This is a genomic window from Xanthomonas sp. NCPPB 3218 (assembly GCF_056725185.1).
Map to the genome: position 1 here is coordinate 3,438,984 of NZ_CM161516.1, position 17,007 is coordinate 3,455,990.

Sequence of the window (17,007 nt, forward strand, 5' to 3'; positions counted from 1 at the left end):
TTCGAAACAGCCCGGCCTGCGTCGATGCAACAGCGGCCAGCAAGCAAAAGGCCCGCGCGATGCGGGCCTTTTGAATGACAACCAGGCTTGGCTATCGATCAGAACGGGATATCGTCGTCGGCAAAATCGTCCATCGGCGGTGCCGACTGCTGCTGGGCCGGCTGCTGACGACGCGGGGCGTAATCCTGACCGCCACCCTGACCACCACCGCCACCACCTTGCTGCTGGCGCGGCGCCTGGCTGCGCTGCGGGCGATCGCCGCCCATGCCACCACCACCGCCTTCGCCACGGCCGCCGAGCATCTGCATCTCATTGGCGACGATGTCGGTGCTGTACTTCTCCACGCCGTCCTGGCCGGTGTACTTGTCGTAACGCAGCTCGCCTTCGACATACACCTGCGAGCCCTTGCGCAGGTACTCGCCGGCGATCTCGCCCAGCTTGCCGAAGAACACCACGCGGTGCCACTCGGTGCGCTCCTGGTTGTTGCCATCGCGGTCCTTGCGCATGCTGGTGGTGGCCAGACTCACGCGCGTGATCGCCATGCCGGCCTGGGTGTACTTGGTGTCGGGATCGTTGCCGAGGTTGCCGACGAGGATGACTTTGTTGATGCCGCGGGCCATAGATGCTTCCGAGATGATGCGCCGGCGCCAGTGGGCGCGGCGGTGAATGTCTTGGCGCCAATGTTACCGCACCTGCCGGCCACGGTCCCGGCGGATCGCCGCAGCGCCGGGCCGGGAAATGCCGCGCCGGCAGGTCGGAATCCGGACGCTCCCGGACAGGCCCGACGCTGGCGCCGCAAGGGTTTGCGGCCACGCTGGAGGCCGTCGGACACGGCCAGCGGGACGGATCTGGCCCAGACACCTATAATCGGCGCACATCACGAACGCCTGCGCATGACCATCGCCGAAGACCTCCCCACCGTCCTGGGCCTGCCCCAGATCCAGTCCCTCGCCGCGCCCGACATGGCCGCGGTCGACGCGCTGATCCGCCGCCGTCTGGCCTCGGACGTCGTGCTGATCAACCAGATCGCCGATCACATCATCTCCGCCGGCGGTAAACGCCTGCGTCCGATGCTGGTGATGCTGGCCGGCCACGCCGCTGGCGGCTCCGGTCCGGAGCACCATCAACTGGCGGCGATCATCGAGTTCATCCACACCTCCACATTGCTGCACGACGACGTGGTGGACGAATCGGACCTGCGCCGCGGGCGCAGCACCGCCAATGCGCTGTGGGGCAACGCGCCCAGCGTGCTGGTCGGCGATTTCCTGTATTCGCGCAGCTTCCAGCTGATGGTGGAGCTGGATCGCATGGAAGTCATGCAGATCCTGGCCGACACCACCAACCGCATCGCCGAAGGCGAGGTGCTGCAGCTGCTGCACGTGCACAACCCCGACACCGACGAAGCTGCCTACCTGCGCGTGATCGAGCGCAAGACCGCGGTGCTGTTTGCCGCCGGCACCCGCCTGGGCGCGCTGGCCTCGGGCGCGGATGCGCAGGTGCAGCAGCGCCTGTACGACTACGGCATGCAGTTGGGCTTTGCCTTCCAGATTGCCGATGACGTGCTCGACTACGCTGCCGACGCCGCGGACCTGGGCAAGAACCTGGGCGACGACCTGGCCGAAGGCAAGGCGACCCTGCCGCTGATCCACGCCATGGCGCACTCGGATGCGGGCACCCGGGAGCGCCTGCGCCAGATCGTCGAACAAGGCGATGCGAGCGCAATGCCCGAAGTGCTGGCGGCGATTCATGCCACCGGCGGCCTGGATTACAGCCGCCAGCGTGCCGCCGAATATGCCGCCGCTGCCGAACAGGCGCTGGACACGTTGCCGCCCAGCCCCGCAGTTGCCGCATTGCGCGGCCTGGCGCGGTATGCGGTGCAACGCACGCATTGAGCCGGGTGGCGGCAGGTTTCGCCTGCCGCGCTCACTGAACGGGCTGTCAGGCGGCGGTGCACCCTCGCCTTTCCGGCGGAAACGCTGCCGCAACCCATGCCGGGACTGCGGCGCCTTGCCACACGGCCTCTGAACGCATCACACACCGACGCTGCGTGCGCGATCCGATCCATATACGGGATCGGCATCTCGCTCCCGCACCGCGTGTCCGCGCGCCACCCGCCACACCCGACGACCGCCAGTGCGGCGGTCAGCCGCCTCTGGCCACCTCGTCAATCGCCAAAGCGTTCGTCGAAGAAATCGCCGAGCATGCGGTAGGCACGTTTCGCCGCACGCGGGTTGTACAGGCAGCCTGGCGGGCTGTTGGCATCGGCTTCGGCAAAGCAATGCACTGCGCCGCTGAAATTGACGAACTGCCAGTCCGCGCCGGCCGCATTCATCTCGGTTTCGAAGGCGGCGATGTCCGCCTTGCTCACGCTCTTGTCGTCGGCGCCATTGAGCACCAGCAGCGGCGTCCTGGCCGAACCGGCCGCCGCCGGGCTGGGGGTGGCGATGCCACCGTGCAGGCTGACCACACCGGCCAGTTGCGCACCGGCGCGCACCAGCTCCAGCACCGTGGTGCCGCCGAAGCAGAACCCCACCGCACCGATGCGCGATGCATCCAGCGGCGCCTTGCCGGCCTGCGCCTTGAGCACATCCACCGCCTTCAGCGCGCGGGCGCGCAGCGTCGGCGGGTCCTTCTTCAGCGCACCGGCAAACTGCCCGGCCTCGCTGTCGTTGGCCGGACGCTTGCCTTTGCCGTAGACGTCGGCAACCAGCACCACGTAGTCGTCGCCGGCCAGTTGCTTGGCCTTGGTGACCGCCGAATCGTTGACCCCGCGCCAGTTTGGCACCATCACCAGCCCTGGGCGCTTGGCGGCACCGGCGTCGTCGTAGACCAGCACGCCGCTGAAGGTGTCCTTGCCGATCGTCCATTCCAGCGGTTTGGCCTGCATCGCTGCGGTGGCGGGCAACGCCAGCGACGCCAAGACACCGAACAACCCAACGCCACGCCATCTCCATTGCTTGTGCATGTGCTTGCTCCCGGAAAGGTCCGGCGAGTGTAGGCGCTGCCGCCGTGCACACCGGGTCAGCGTGGACGCAGACGGACCGATCGCGTCGGCGTTCTGCCACGGCCGTCGAAAAACTCCGGGGCGGATGGCGCCGTTGCCCCGCGAGCAACGCCGCGCTACTGCACGCCCAAGCCGGGAATCGCGCTGATCGCCGCCGGATCGAACCCCGCCAACTGGGCGAAATGGCGGCCGCGCGCGACATAGTCGCTATAGGCGCCGAAGCTGGGCGCACCCGGCGACAGCAGTACCACGCCGCCCTGCTCGCCCAGCGCCTGGCGTGCCAGCCGCATCGCGTGCTCCAGGTCGTCGGCAGCATGCAGGCCGAAGCGGCCGCTCGCGGCCAGCGGCGCCAGCAACGCATGGATCCGCGGCCCGTTCGCGCCCATGGTGACGATTTCCAGCGGCGCCTGCTGCGCCATCTGCGCGGCAAAATCCTGCCAGTCCAGCCCGCGATCGTGGCCACCGACCAGCAAGGCCACACGACGTTGCGCAAAGCAGGCCAGCGCCGCCAGTGAGGCATGCGGGGTGGTGCTGATGGAGTCATTGACGTAGCTGATGCCGTCCACGCTGCCGAGCAGCTGCAGGCGGTTCGGCAACGGGCGGAAGCTCGCTGCGGCCGGCGCCAGCGTGGCAGCGTCCAGCCCCAGGGATTCCAGCGCTGCCAGCACCGCGCACAGGTTGCGCCGATTGTGTTCGCCGGGCAGCGGCACGTTGGCGGTGTCGAACACCGGCTGCTCGCCGCGATACACCACATCGCCGCGCAGATGCCAGCCATCGGGATGGTTGAACCAGCGCACCTCGCTGTCGGGCAACTGCAGTTGGGTCAGATGCGGATCGGCAGCATTGAGCAAGGCAATGCGCGGGCGGCCTTCGGTGACCAGCGCCAGCTTGTCGCGCACGTAGCGCGCCTCGTCGCCATGCCAGTCCAGATGCTCGGGAAACAGGTTCAGCACCAGCGCCAATTCCGGACGCGCGCCGCTGCGCCCCACTTCGCCGGTCTGATAGCTGGACAACTCGATCGCCCAATAGCCCGGCGGCGGTTGCGGCGCCAGCACTTCCAGCAAGGGTTGGCCGATATTGCCGACCAGGGCGGTGCGATGGCCGGCCGCGCGCAGCAGATGCGCCAGCAGCGCGGTGGTGGTGCTCTTGCCCTTGGTGCCGGTGACGCAGATGGCGCCAGGCACAGAGCCGTCAGGCTGCGCATGCTCGGCAAACCACAACGCGGTGCCGCCGATGAATTGCGTGCCGTGCTCGGTTGCGGCGGTGTGCGCCTCGGGACGATACGGGCTGATGCCGGGCGATTTCACCACCACATCGAACCGGCCCAGCGCCCGCGCGCTGGCGTCGGTTTCCACATGCAACGCAGCATCGGCCAGCGTCTCGAGCTCGCGCGCTTCGTCGGCGTTGCAGAACACCGTCAGCGTTTGCGTGGGCAACGCGGCGCGCAGTGCGCGGTACGCGGCGCGTCCCTCGCGCCCCCAGCCCCATAACGCAACCGCCTTGCCCTCAAGCTGCGAAATTCGCACGCACGCGCTCCCACAGCGCCGACGGAATCCGGTGTTCGCCGTCGATGGCCAGCAACGGCTCCAGCTGCAGCGCCTGCTGGTCAAGCTGCGGCTGGATCTCGCGGATGAAACGCAGCACCAGCGCGTCTTCCTTCCATTCGGCACGGCTGGCCAGCACCGCCATCGCCGCGCGCGATTCGCGCCCTTCGCCGACGCATTCGAACGGCTTGTGGTCCTGGAATTCCAGTAGCGCATCGTAGCCGCCGGCCTGGGTTGCATCGTCGAGCAGATTGCGCCCGAAGATCTTGACCAGCCGCGTCTTGGGCATGAACGGTGCCAATGCCAGGAACACGAAATGGCACTTCGGGCAGACCCCGCACCAGCGATGCACCGGGCGCTCGCCCATGATGTGGAAGTTGCGGTTGCAGCTGGAAAAATGCGCGTCGTAGTGATCGGTCTTGGCAAACTGGCGCGCCACCGCCAGCTCCGACAACGGCCGCAGCAACGAGTAATAGCGCAGGTCGGCCGCCACATGCCGCTGCACGTAATCGCCGAACGCCTGCTCGAACGCCCAGCCCTTGGACCACTGGTGATTGACCTCGCCGGTGCCGGGAATCTGGCTGCCGTAACTGGCCGAACGCTCGTTGGAAAACACCACCTGGTCCACGCCGTTGAGCAAGGCCGACAACACCAGGATGGCCGAGTTCACCGCAGTGACCGGGATATGCCCGTTCCAGGCGCCCTGGCGATTGAGCTCGAACAATTCCGGCGCCAGCACGCGGCCGATATTGAGCACCGGCAGACCGGTGCGCTCGGCGCAGGCACGGATCAGCTGCGAGCCGCCGATCCAGCTGACGGTCTGCTCGACACCGGCATGCCGCAGCGCTTCGATGCTGACCAGCGAATCCTTGCCGCCACCGATCGCAACCAGGGCGTGCTCGCGCAAGCCCAACGCCGGCGCATCGCCGGCAGCCGGCGCAGCCACCGGCAAGTGGATCTTGCCGTGCAGGTTCAAGCCATTGCGATAGGCGAACTCGCCCAGGCCGTGCAGGTAGACGCTTTCCACCAGCGCAGCGGTATCGGCATCGATGCTGTAGCTGTCGATGGCAATGGTCGGCGGCACCGCGGCCTTGTAGTAACTCACGCCCGCAATGAGGTGCAGCAACTGCAAGGCCTGTTGCACGGCGGCGGCACGCGCGCCGTCTAGCACGAATGGCGCGCCGGGCACGGCAACGGTTTCCACAAGTTCCGGCCCCTGATCGAAGGCATACACCAGCGTCGCCACGCCGGTCTGCGCGTCGAGTGCGCAACGCACGAAACGGAAGGTGGAAATCTGGTGTTTGTCGAAAGCGCTCATGGACTACCTGCAGGAACACGTACGCGACGCAGATAACGCCGGCACAGGACATATTCAATCATGGAAAACGGCACCGCAGCCCACAGCAGCGGCAGGCAACCGAACAGCACCGCCAGCAACAGCACATCTGGACGTGCAGCCGTGGCATCGCCAGACACCGCGAAGGCGATGGCGAGATACAGCGCCACCACCGGCACATAACTCAGCGCGCTCAACAGCACCGTGCGCACCGCCATCCCGCCACTGCGACGCGTGGGACCCCGCGCGTCGCGCCGACGTTGCCAACGCCCGGCCAACCATGCGCCGATACCGGCGGCGACCAGCGCGGGCAGCGCCCATTTGAAGGTGTCGCTCCACGGCATGCCCAGGCTCAGTTGCTGCAGCGCGGTGGCGAACACGATCGCAGCACCACCGGCCAGCGTACTGAGTGCAATGAACTCAGCCTGCGGGCGCATCGATCACCTCTTCGCGCGGCAATTCGCGCTGGTTGTAAGTGCTGGCCATCGAGTAGCCGTAGGCACCGGCATCGGCCAGCAGCATCACATCGCCCGGCGCGGTGGCGGCAGGCAGACGACGACGCTTGCCGAACACATCGGAGGATTCGCAGATCGGCCCGACGATATCGAAGCTGCCATCGGCTGGCGCATCGAGCTGGCTGAGGTTTTCGATGTCGTGCCAGGCGTCGTACAGCGCGGGGCGGATCAGCGTGTTCATGCCTGCATCCAGGCCCACGCGCTGCACGCCGTCCTTCTCGATCACCTGGGTCACCTGCGCCAGCAGCACGCCGGCTTCGGCCACCAGGTAACGGCCCGGCTCGATCGCCAGCCGGTAGCCCGGATGCACCGCCTTGACCTCGGCCAGGCCCTTGGCCCACAGCTCCAGATCGAACGGTTCGTCCTCGGCGCTGTACGGAATCGGCAGGCCGCCACCGATATCGATGGTCTCCACCGTGCCGATGCGGCGCGCGAAGCCGGCCAGTTCGTCGTACATCATCCGCCAGTGTTCGCCGGTCTCCACGCCACTGCCCAGGTGCGCATGCACGCCGGTGATGGTGACCTCCAGCGTGCGCGCCACCTCCACGAACTCATCCACGCGCGTGGACGACAAGCCGAACTTGGACGCCTTGCCGCCGGTGTTGACCTTCTCGTGATGGCCATCGCCATGCCCCAGGTCGATGCGCAGCCACACGTTGCGGCCACGGAACACCTCCGGCCAGCGCCGCAATGCTTCGACGTTGTCCACGGTGACGGTCACGCCCAGCGCAAATCCGGCTTCGTATTCGGCCTTGGGCGCGAAACTCGGGGTGAACAGCACGCGCCGCGGCGACAGCTCGGGCAAGGTATCGAACACGCGGCGCAGCTCGCCGTGCGAGACGCATTCCAGCCCGAACCCGGCCTGTTCCAGCGCCATCAGGATCGCCGGATGCGCATTGGCCTTGATCGCGTAATAGCGCTGATCCACCGCCGCGATCTGCGCCAGCGCCTGCGCCCGCGCACGCACCGTGGGCAGGTGATAGACGTAACGCGGCGTGCCGGCCTTGGACAGTGTCAGCAGATGCGCGCGCTCGGCATGCCACCACGGCGTGGGCCGCGGGCGCACCGAGCCGATGATCTCGCGCCAGCGCGGCCCGAACACCTCGCCTTCGCTCACCGGCATCGCGCCACTGTCGATCAGTTCCGCATGCAGGATCGGCAGCAGGCCATCGGCATCGGCTTCGTCGATGACGAAGGTCAGATTCAGGTCATTGGACGACTGCGAGATCATGTGCACGCGCTCCTGCCCGAACGTGGCCCACACGTCGGAGAGCTTGTGCAGCAGCGAGCGCATGCCGCGCCCGACCAGGGTGATCGCCGCACACGGCACGATGATCTTGACCTTGCAGATCTGCGACAGATCGGCCGACAACGCCGCCAGCACATCGGTGTTGACCAGGTTCTCGGACGGGTCCAGCGACACGGTGACATTGGTCTCGGCCGAACCGATCAGGTCCACCGACAGGCCATGTTTCTTGAACAGGGTAAACACATCGGCCAGGAAGCCCACCTGCTGCCACATGCCGATGCCTTCCATCGACACCAGCACGATGCCGTTGCGCCGGCTGATCGCCTTGACGCCCGGCACCGGCTCGGCATTGCCGTCGATGCTGGTGCCGGGCAGATCGGGGCGCTCGGTATCCAGGATCGCCATCGGCACGCCGGAATCACGGCATGGTTTGATCGACCGCGGATGCAGCACCTTGGCACCGGTGGTGGCGATTTCCTGCGCCTCGTAATAGTCCAGGCGGGTCAGCAGCCGCGCGTCCGGCACGTCCTTGGGATTGGCGCTGAACATGCCGGGCACATCGGTCCAGATTTCCACCCGGCTGGCGCCGAGCAGCGCACCGAAATACGCCGCCGAGGTATCCGAACCGCCCCGCCCCAGGATCGCGGTGCCGCCATCGGCGTGCCGCGAAATGAAGCCCTGGGTGATCAACAGGCGCGTGGGCTGCGCATCGAAACGCACGCGCCAGTCGGCGTCGGACTGCCACTGGCAGGACACCGACAGACGCTTGGACCATTCGCTCTGATTGGGCTGCGGCGGCAGCGCCGACAGCCACTGGCGCGCATCCAGCCAGCCCATGTCCAGGCCGCTGGCATGCAGATACGCCGCACCGATGGTGGAAGACAGCAACTCGCCCTGCCCTAGCACCTCGGCCTGCCAGTCCAGCGTGCGGGTTGCCGCGCGCGCGTCGCCGATCAATGCATGCAGCGCGGCAAGGCGCTCGCCCAGCACTGCATCGGCATCCAGTTCCAGCTCGGCCAGGAACTCGCGATGACGCTGCTCCAGCGCCGCCACGCGCTGCGCGCTGTCGGCGGCGCCATCGGCAATCGCGGTGAGCTCGTTGGTCACGCCCGACAGTGCGGACACCACCACCAGCACGCGGCCGCCGGTCTCGTTGGCCCGTTTGCTCGCCAGTTTTCCAATCGTGTCCCAGCGATGACGACGCGACACCGAGGTGCCGCCGAACTTGAGGACGATCCAACGATCGGTAGAGTGGGGAGCTGACATGGAGATAGGCGTTTAGGATGAGGGGGAAGACGCCCGGTACGCCGGGCGGAACCTCCGATTCTACTGCCAATGCCGCCCGCATGACCCCGTGTACGGTCACAGCCTGCCGGCAGCCACGGCCATCACCGCAACGGTTTGCGCTGCAACCATCGACGCGCCTTCCATCGACCGAGATCCATGCCCCATGAGCAAGCACCGCTACCTGCAACTGGATGTGTTCGGCGGCCAGGACGGCCACGGCAATCCGTTGGGCGTGGTCCTCAACGCGCAGACGTTGTCGTCGGAGCAGATGCAGCAGATGGCCGCCTGGCTGAACCTGTCGGAGACGATCTTTTTCCTGCCGGTCAGCGCGCCCGATGCGGACTACCACATCCGCATCTTCACGCCACGTGCCGAGCTGCCGTTCGCCGGCCACCCCAGCGTCGGCGCTGCGTGGGCGGCGGCGACGCACGGGCTGGTGGCGTTCAAGCCTGATGGCCGGATGCGCCAGCAATGCGCTGCCGGCGTGCTGCCCGTAGAGGTGATCGACCGGCATGGCGCCCTGCTGGTGCGGCTGCGGGCACCGCGTGCGCAAGCAGTCGAAACCGGCGATGCGCATGTTGCGGCATTGCACGAGGCCTGCGCCGGCCTGCGCATGGCCGAACGCCCGGCCGCACTGTGGAACAACGGCCCCGGCTGGTGGCTGCTGGAACTGGCCGACGCGCAGGCGGTACGCCAGGCGCTGCCCGATCTGGCGGCGATCAGCCGCCTGACCCAGGCCAGCGCAGCCACCGGCCTGGCCATCTACGCCCCGCAGGCCAATGGCGATGCGGACCTGGTGGTGCGCGCCTTCTGCCCCGGCGACGGCATCCCGGAAGATCCGGTCACCGGCAGCGCCAATGCCTGCATTGCCGCGCGCCTGCACGGCGAAGGCCGCGTGCCGGGTCAGGCGTCGCGCTATGTCGCCAGCCAGGGGCGCGAAGTCGGCCGCGACGGCCGTGTGCACGTGGAAGTGGATCACGAAGGCGAAGTCTGGATCGGCGGAACGACCAGGCAAGTGATCGAAGGCCGCATCGATTGGTAAGCTGCCGCGCCCTGTTCGCGGACCCGCCACCATGACCACCCGCCGTTTCCTGCAACTGGATGTGTTCTCCGCCCGCCCCGGCAGCGGCAACCCGCTGGCGGTGGTGTTGGATGCCCAAGGCCTGGACGATGCCGCGATGCAGGCCATCGCACGTTGGACCAAGCTGCCGGAAACCACCTTCGTGTTTGCAGCGCCGGATGCGCACAGCAGCTATCGGCTGCGGATGTTTTCCCCGCAAAAGGAAGTGCCGTTTGCCGGCCACCCCAGCGTCGGCACCGCCCACGCGGTGCTGGAAGCCGGCCTGGCCGCACCGGACGACGGCGTGCTGATCCAGGATGGCATCGCCGGCCAGCTGCCGCTGCGCGTGGAGCAGATCGCAGGCCACCGCAGCATCGCCATCCGCACCCCGCGTGCGCGCGTGGCCGAGCAGGTGGAGGCCGACGACCCGCGCCTGCGCGATGCGGTGCGCGGCTGGCCACTCGGCAGCCTGCCGCCCGCCTTGATGGACGGCGGCCGCACCTGGTGGGTGGTGGAGCTGGCCAGCGAAGCGGCGCTGCGCGGCCTGCAGCCGGATTGGGACGCGATCGCCGCGCTGGCCGAATCCACCGGCAGCATGGGCGTGTTCGCCTATGCCCGCGCCGCAGCGCCCGGCGCCTACGATCTGGCGGTACGCGCCTTCGTCGGCAATGGCCGGCGCTTCGAAGATGCCGCCTCCGGCGCGGCCAATGCAGTGCTCGCCGCCTGGCTGGACAGCCGCCAGGCATTGCCGGGCAAGGAACGTCGCTACGTGGTCAGCCAGGGCCGCGAGATCGGCTTCGACGCCTTGCTGGAATTGCGCATCGACGCCAATGGCGATGTGTGGTCTGGCGGCCAGGTGCAGACGGTGATCCGCGGCACGCTGGATTGGGCGTGATCGCGCCTGATCCCGCAGGCTGAAGAGTGCCTGCGCGGAAACAAGAAACGCTGCGGTCGCCCGCAGCGTTTTCTTCATTCAACCTGCCGATGTTGATCGCCTGAGCGCAGCGTGCGACACCGCGGCGGTCAGTCCGGGCGCACGTCCACGCGCACGCGGATGCGGTCGCCCGGGTTGTAGTCGCTACGCGTGTGGTAAGTGCGGCCGGCGTATTCGTAGGTCACGTCGTAGCCATCGACACGGTCGCGTTCGCGACGGTAGGACACCGGCTCGCAGACGCTGACGTTGCCCTGATAGTTGCGATTATTGGCTTCGTAGATCGAGCGGCCCGCTGCGACGCCGGCCATGGTGCCGACCGCGGTGCCGACCAGGCGGCCATTGCCGCCACCGACCTGGCTACCAAGCACCGCACCGGCGATACCGCCGATCACGCTGGCCACACCACGGTTGGACACACCGGCCTGGCCGTAGCTGCCGCCATCGCGGTAGTAGCCGTCGTTGCGGGTGTAATAGCCATCGGCCGGGCGGTTGTAGCAGCGCTCGCTGCTGCGCTCGTTATACGAATCGGTCACGATGATCGGGTCCACGCGCACTACCCGCGCATATTCGTAGCGACCATCCTCATCGCCGCCACGTCCGTAGTAGCCGCTGTCATAGCGCTGCGCCGTTGCATTGCCTGCAACTGCCAGACCCATCACCAGAGCACCAAGCACAAGAGTTTTCATTGCGGCAGCTTCACAGGGAGGACACGCTGCCGATGCTCGGCCTGCGCCAGTGAAACCGCCCTGAACCGAACCGCCCTTGCAACGCCCTATTCAGGTCGCCGCCAGCTGCGTGCGCCGGCAGCCATCGCCGGCGCACGCAGGGATCACGCCTGGTTGGAAAACTCGCTTTCCAGACTGATCGGCACGGCGCTCAGCGCCTTGGACACCGGGCAGTTCTTCTTCGCGGTGTCGGCCAGTTCGCGGAACTTGGCTTCGTCGATCCCCGGCACCACGGCCTTGAGCTTGAGACGGATCTGCGACAGCTGCGGGCCGCCTTCCATCGACAGATCCACGTCTGCACGCGTATCCAGCGAGGTCGGCGGAAAACCGGCTTCGCTCAGTTGTGCCGACAGCGCCATGGTGAAGCAGCCGGCGTGCGCGGCGGCGATCAGCTCTTCCGGGTTGGTGCCCTTCTCGTCGCCGAAACGGCTGCTGAAGGCGTAGCGGGTCTTGTCCATCAGCCCGCTTTGCGGCGTGCTGAGCTGGCCCTTGCCGGTCTTGAGGTCGCCTTCCCAGTGAGCGGTGGCGTGACGCGAAATACCCATTGCGATCTCCTGCGATGAAAGGAGCGGCCACGATAGGCGAGTGGATGTTATGGCGTGGTGCCTGGATTCGGGAATCGAGAATCGAGAATCGGGAATCGGGAATCGGGAATCGGGAATCGGAAGAGCAGGCCGTGCGCTCAGTCTGATGGCAAGGGCTTTGCGAGCGTCTGCGCGAAGACGCTCGGCCGGCGGCGGCCGCGACCGCAGTGTGGGTGCACGGTCGCGTCGCCGGGCTGGCTCAACCCAGCAGGGTTTCCAGTACGGCCATGCGCACCGCCACGCCGTTGGCCACCTGGCGCAGCACGCACGATTGCGCGCCGTCGGCGACTTCGTCGGTGATTTCCACGCCGCGGTTGATCGGGCCCGGGTGCAGCACGGCGGCGTCGCGGCCGGCGCGTGCCAGGCGCTCGCGGGTCAGCCCATAGACGGCGTGGTACTGCTCCAGCGACGGCACCAGGCCTTCTTCCATGCGCTCGCGCTGCAGGCGCAGCATCATCAAGGCGTCGGCACCTTCCAGCATGGCGTCGAAGTCCTGCCCGACCACGCAACCATCCAGCATGTCGTCGTCGGGCAGCAGGCTGGCCGGACCGCAGACGCGGATCTCGCCGGCGCCCAGCGTGCGCAGTGCATGCAGGTCCGAGCGCGCAACGCGCGAATGCTTCACGTCACCGACAATCACCACCTTGAGCTTGGAAAAATCGGTGCCCTTGGCCTGGCGCAGGGTGAGCATGTCGAGCAGGCCCTGGGTGGGATGCGAACTGCGTCCGTCACCGGCGTTGATCAAGGCGGTGCCCTCGCCTGCGGCCGCCGCCAGCGCTTCCACCGCACCGTCGTCGGGATGGCGCACCACGAAGCCGCGCACACCCATCGCCTCGAGGTTCTTCAGCGTATCGCGCGCGGTCTCGCCCTTGCGCGTGGACGAGGTGGAGGCATCGAAGTTGAGCACGTCCGCGCCTAGCCGCTGCGCAGCCAGATGAAACGAGCTGCGCGTGCGCGTGGACGGTTCAAAGAACAGCGTGCACACCGCGGTGCCAGCGAGCACGCTGCGCTTGCCCACGCGCCCCACCGCCGCATCGCGGATCTGGCCGGCACGATCGAGCAGCTGCAGCAGCGTGGTGCGCGGCAGTCCTTCCAGGGTGAGCAGGTGGCGCAGGCGTCCGTCCGAATCGAGTTGCATGGTGGTCATCGCAGGTCGGGAGTGTCAGGGAAGAAGAGTGGCTTGGTCGGGCGCGGCCAACCAGCGTTCGACGATCACCGCGGCCGCCATCGCGTCCAGCGCCTCGGCATCGCGGCGGCGCTTGCGCCCGTCGGCGCGCTCGCGCGCGAAACGCTGCGCGGCTTCGACCGAACTGGAGCGCTCGTCGATCAGCACCACCGGCAGCGCATAGCGCTCGCGCAGTTGGCGGGCGAAGGCATGCGCGCGCTTGCGTGCGGGTTGGTCCTTGTCGTCCAGGGTCAGCGGGTCGCCGACCACCAGGCCGTCGGGGCGCCATTGCTTGTGCACGCGATCCAGCGCGACCCAGTCCGGGCCATTGGCATGCACATTGATGACGGCAACTGCACGCGCACCGGCGCCGAGCGCAGTGCCGATGGCCACGCCGATGCGGCGCGATCCCACGTCGAAGCCCAGCACCGTGCCATCCGGGCGGATCGCGCCCGCCTCAGGCATGCCCGGAATAATCCGTCAGCCGGAACAGATCCACGCCGATGCGCCCGGCAGCGGTCTGCCAGCGATCTTCCAGCGCGGTAGCGAACAGCACATTGGCATCCGACGGCGCGGTTAGCCAGCTGTTTTCGCCCAGTTCGAATTCCAGCTGGCCCGCCCCCCAGCCGGCACAGCCCAGCGCCACCAGCGCATTGCGCGGGCCTTCGCCGGCCGCCATGGCTTCGAGAATGTCGCGCGAGGTGGTCAGATAGACGCCCTGCCCCACTTCCAGGCTGGAATCCCAGTCGCGCGCATCGTCGTGGATGACGAAACCGCGTTCCGGGTGCACCGGCCCGCCGCTGAGCACGATCTGCTCGCGCAGGTGCTCGTCGACGGTGTCGATGCCCATTTGCGACAGGACCTCGCCCAGCGTGTATTCGGAGGGCCGGTTGACCAGCACGCCCATGGCGCCGTTCTCGTCGTGCTGGCAGATCAGCGCGACGCTGCGCGAAAAGGTGGGGTCGGACAGCGCCGGAAGCGCGATCAGCAGTTGGTTGGCCAGAGGCGTGGGCAAAACAGACATGGCCGCATTCTAGCCGTTCGTTCTGCCGCGCGCAGAGCCGATGCGATACTTGGGGGCAGACTAACGCCAAGGACCGACGATGCAGACCACACCAGAATCCGTCACCGCGGTCGCCGATGCGCCATTGCCCCGCCTGACCCGCACATTCATCGTGCTGATCGCACTGCTGCAGGGCGGCCTGCTGTATCTGGCCGCACTGGGCCAGCAACACGGCGTGTGGCCCTTCACCGACTTGGGCGCGCGGATCTGCTGGTACACCGTGGTACTGACGGTGCCTGGCCTGGTGCTGCTGAGCGTGCAGGATCTTCGCGATTGGCGGTTGTGGCAGCACGTGGCGGCAAGCACTCTGGTATTGGCCGCCCTGGGCAGCTGGGCGGCGTGGAGCGCCACCGGCGCGCCGACCCTGCAGATCGCCACGGTGCTGTGGTCGTTCGGCTTCACCGTCACGGTCGGCTGGTTCGTCGCCCTGCCCTGGCTGCAGCACCGGCAACTGCACGGTCATTGGCGGGCGGGCTACCACGCCCTGTTCGAATACGCCTGGCAGAACGCGCTGACGCTGGCGCTGGCACTGCTGTTCGTGGGGGTGTGCTGGATGGTGCTGGGGCTGTGGGCCAGCCTGTTCGCGCTGGTCAAGATCAGCTTCTTTGCCGAACTGTTCCGCGAACAGGCGTTTGTCTACCTGGCGACCGGCGTCATCACCGGGCTGGGCATCCTGATCGGGCGCACCCAACACCGCGCGGTGCAGGTGTTGCGGCAGATCCTGTTCGCCCTGTGCACCGGTCTGCTGCCGCTGCTGGCCGGCATTGCGCTGCTGTTCCTGCTGGTGCTGCCGTTCACCGGGTTGCAGGCGCTCTGGCAGACCCGTTCGGCCGCCACGATCCTTATCAGCCTGGTGTTCGGGCTGGTGCTGTTCACCAACGCGGTGTACCAGGATGGCAGCGGGCTGCCGCCGTATCCGCGCTGGTTGCGTCGGATGATCGAGGCCGGCCTGCTCAGCCTGCCACTACACGCAGCGCTGGCCGCATACGCGGTGGGCCTGCGCATTGCGCAGCACGGCTGGACCAGCGACCGCGTCTGCGCCGCATTGCTGGCCGCACTGGCGCTGGCCTATGCGGTGGCCTACGCGTTGGCGGTGTTGCGACCACGCGCCGATCGTTGGCTGCCGCAGCTGGCCGGCGGCAACAAGGTGCTGTCGTGGGTGGTGATCGGCCTGGCCGTGCTGGTCAACACTCCCGTGCTCGACCCCTACCGCATCACCGTGCAGAGCCAGATGCAGCGCCTGGCCAGCGGCACGCAAGAGAGCGTGGACAAGAACCTGGAATTCCTGCGCTTCGAAAATGGCCGCCGCGGCTATCTGGCGGTGCAGTCGCTGCGCCAAACCCCCGCCTTTGCCGGCAACCCCGCACGCAAGCAGAAGCTGGAACAGCTGCTGGCGCGCACCAGCCGCTGGGGCGGCAATGACAGCGTGGAAGATCAGAAGGACAAGCAGCTGACCGACCTGGCCAAGATCCGCCAGCATGTGACCGTGGCAGCCGGCCAGGCAGACCCGCCTGCGGACTGGTGGCAGTACCTGATGAGCTCCAAGCCGCTCGCGGGCGCTTGCACCCAGGGCAACAGCAACTGCGTGGTCAGCAGCAGCGACATCGATGGCGACGGCCAGCTCGATCTGCTGCTGTGCAATCTCAACGGCGACTATGCGGTCGCCTGCGAGCTGCAGACCCGCAACCGGCATGGCTGGTATCAGGCCGGTACCGCACAGCTCTATTCCCTCGACGACGAGGCCATGAGTGAAGTGAGCCAGGCGCTGCGCAAAGCTCAGATCCAGACACGGCCCACCCGCTGGCCGGACCTGGCGCTGCCGGGAGACCGACGCATCCACATCCGACCCAGCGAAGAAGGCATCCGTCCGGAGTCCCGGCCATGAGCGGCTATTGCGCCATCGCACCGGGCCACCCGATTCATGGCCATTACCACGACCACGAATACGGCTTCCCGCAGCGCGACGAGCGCGAGCTGTTCGAGCGCCTGGTGCTGGAGATCAATCAGGCCGGGCTGAGTTGGGAAACCATCCTGCGCAAGCGCAGCAACTTCCAGCGCGCCTACGACGGCTTCGACGTGGACACGGTGGCCGCCTATGGCGAGAGCGACATTGCGCGGCTGCTCGGCGATGCCGGCATCATCCGCAACCGGTTGAAGGTGCTGGCGGCCATCCACAATGCGCAGGTCATCCAGCAGTTACGCGCCTCGCACGGCAGTTTCGCGCAATGGCTGGATGCACAGCATCCGCTCGACAAAACCGCCTGGATCAAGCTGTTCAAGAAGACCTTCCGCTTCACCGGCGGCGAGATCACCGGCGAGTTCCTGATGAGCCTGGGCTACCTGCCTGGCGCGCACCATGCCGATTGCCCGGTGTTTAAGCGCATCCAGGCGCTGTCGCCGCCGTGGATGCGCAACGGCACCGTCTAGCGGCAACGTCGGCACGCACACGCCGGCAAGCAGCCGCACGGCGCATGGCGGCAGCGGCAATGCGCAACATGCCGCCTCGACGTGCCGCGTAGCGGCCGACCGCAGCTAGATCAA

At 67.4% G+C, this 17,007-nt stretch carries 16 protein-coding genes; 5 read left to right on the forward strand and 11 right to left on the reverse strand.

Features of this window, described 5'->3' with window-relative positions; all coding sequences use genetic code 11:
* Positions 1-98: 98 nt before the first annotated feature.
* Entirely contained in the window at positions 99-620 is a 522-nt protein-coding gene (locus AC1PLS_RS14255) for a single-stranded DNA-binding protein (protein ID WP_024939378.1), read from the reverse strand.
* A 273-nt stretch (positions 621-893) separates the two neighbouring features.
* Here AC1PLS_RS14255 and AC1PLS_RS14260 point away from each other — a divergent pair, with 273 nt between their 5' ends.
* The gene (locus AC1PLS_RS14260; RefSeq protein ID WP_016902370.1) at positions 894-1,892 is read left to right on the forward strand and encodes a polyprenyl synthetase family protein; all 999 of its coding nucleotides are present in this window, start codon (positions 894-896) and stop codon (positions 1,890-1,892) included.
* 272 nt (positions 1,893-2,164) lie between these two features.
* Here AC1PLS_RS14260 and AC1PLS_RS14265 read toward each other — a convergent pair whose 3' ends face one another.
* From AC1PLS_RS14265 to AC1PLS_RS14285, 5 genes are all read right to left on the reverse strand, one after another.
* Positions 2,165-2,965: a dienelactone hydrolase family protein gene (locus AC1PLS_RS14265; RefSeq protein ID WP_481103799.1), complete on the reverse strand. Its 801-nt coding sequence runs from the start codon at positions 2,963-2,965 to the stop codon at positions 2,165-2,167.
* Positions 2,966-3,120: 155 nt separating this feature from the next.
* The gene (gene murD, locus AC1PLS_RS14270; protein ID WP_481103800.1) at positions 3,121-4,530 is read right to left on the reverse strand and encodes a UDP-N-acetylmuramoyl-L-alanine--D-glutamate ligase; all 1,410 of its coding nucleotides are present in this window, start codon (positions 4,528-4,530) and stop codon (positions 3,121-3,123) included.
* Positions 4,511-5,866, reverse strand: a complete 1,356-nt coding sequence (murL, locus tag AC1PLS_RS14275) for a UDP-N-acetyl-alpha-D-muramoyl-L-alanyl-L-glutamate epimerase (RefSeq protein WP_127159708.1) — start codon at positions 5,864-5,866, stop codon at positions 4,511-4,513. Before murL ends, murD begins: the two co-directional genes overlap by 20 nt.
* A complete protein-coding gene (locus AC1PLS_RS14280; RefSeq protein ID WP_039813229.1) occupies positions 5,863-6,321 on the reverse strand; it encodes a membrane protein in 459 nt (152 codons plus the stop codon). The genes murL and AC1PLS_RS14280 overlap by 4 nt, the downstream gene beginning before the upstream one ends.
* The gene (locus AC1PLS_RS14285) at positions 6,305-8,914 is read right to left on the reverse strand and encodes a bifunctional aspartate kinase/diaminopimelate decarboxylase (protein WP_126965880.1); all 2,610 of its coding nucleotides are present in this window, start codon (positions 8,912-8,914) and stop codon (positions 6,305-6,307) included. The genes AC1PLS_RS14280 and AC1PLS_RS14285 overlap by 17 nt, the downstream gene beginning before the upstream one ends.
* A 184-nt stretch (positions 8,915-9,098) precedes the next feature.
* On the opposite strand from AC1PLS_RS14285, the gene AC1PLS_RS14290 reads away from it, so the two are divergent.
* The gene (locus tag AC1PLS_RS14290) at positions 9,099-9,977 is read left to right on the forward strand and encodes a PhzF family phenazine biosynthesis protein (RefSeq protein WP_481103801.1); all 879 of its coding nucleotides are present in this window, start codon (positions 9,099-9,101) and stop codon (positions 9,975-9,977) included.
* Between the two features lie 31 nt (positions 9,978-10,008).
* The gene (locus AC1PLS_RS14295) at positions 10,009-10,890 is read left to right on the forward strand and encodes a PhzF family phenazine biosynthesis protein (protein WP_039513838.1); all 882 of its coding nucleotides are present in this window, start codon (positions 10,009-10,011) and stop codon (positions 10,888-10,890) included.
* A 128-nt stretch (positions 10,891-11,018) separates the two neighbouring features.
* Here the strand turns inward: AC1PLS_RS14295 and AC1PLS_RS14300 are convergent, their stop codons facing one another.
* The 5 genes from AC1PLS_RS14300 to AC1PLS_RS14320 all read right to left on the reverse strand — a co-directional run bounded on the left by AC1PLS_RS14300 (position 11,019) and on the right by AC1PLS_RS14320 (position 14,427).
* Entirely contained in the window at positions 11,019-11,615 is a 597-nt protein-coding gene (locus AC1PLS_RS14300) for a glycine zipper 2TM domain-containing protein (RefSeq protein ID WP_179465456.1), read from the reverse strand.
* Positions 11,616-11,758: 143 nt separating this feature from the next.
* A complete protein-coding gene (locus tag AC1PLS_RS14305) occupies positions 11,759-12,199 on the reverse strand; it encodes an OsmC family protein (protein WP_016902361.1) in 441 nt (146 codons plus the stop codon).
* 238 nt (positions 12,200-12,437) lie between these two features.
* The gene (locus tag AC1PLS_RS14310; RefSeq protein WP_016902360.1) at positions 12,438-13,385 is read right to left on the reverse strand and encodes an aspartate carbamoyltransferase catalytic subunit; all 948 of its coding nucleotides are present in this window, start codon (positions 13,383-13,385) and stop codon (positions 12,438-12,440) included.
* 15 nt (positions 13,386-13,400) lie between these two features.
* Positions 13,401-13,868, reverse strand: a complete 468-nt coding sequence (gene ruvX, locus AC1PLS_RS14315) for a Holliday junction resolvase RuvX (RefSeq protein ID WP_024939388.1) — start codon at positions 13,866-13,868, stop codon at positions 13,401-13,403.
* Positions 13,861-14,427 carry a YqgE/AlgH family protein gene (locus AC1PLS_RS14320; RefSeq protein WP_011051924.1) on the reverse strand — a complete coding sequence of 189 codons (567 nt, stop codon included), beginning with the start codon at positions 14,425-14,427 and terminating at the stop codon, positions 13,861-13,863. The genes ruvX and AC1PLS_RS14320 overlap by 8 nt, the downstream gene beginning before the upstream one ends.
* A 79-nt stretch (positions 14,428-14,506) precedes the next feature.
* Between AC1PLS_RS14320 and AC1PLS_RS14325 the strand changes: the two genes are divergently transcribed.
* Positions 14,507-16,351, forward strand: coding sequence for a DUF4153 domain-containing protein (locus tag AC1PLS_RS14325; RefSeq protein ID WP_481103802.1), 1,845 nt, complete (start codon positions 14,507-14,509; stop codon positions 16,349-16,351).
* A complete protein-coding gene (locus AC1PLS_RS14330; RefSeq protein ID WP_228911322.1) occupies positions 16,348-16,893 on the forward strand; it encodes a DNA-3-methyladenine glycosylase I in 546 nt (181 codons plus the stop codon). Before AC1PLS_RS14325 ends, AC1PLS_RS14330 begins: the two co-directional genes overlap by 4 nt.
* The last annotated feature ends 114 nt before the right edge of the window (positions 16,894-17,007 follow it).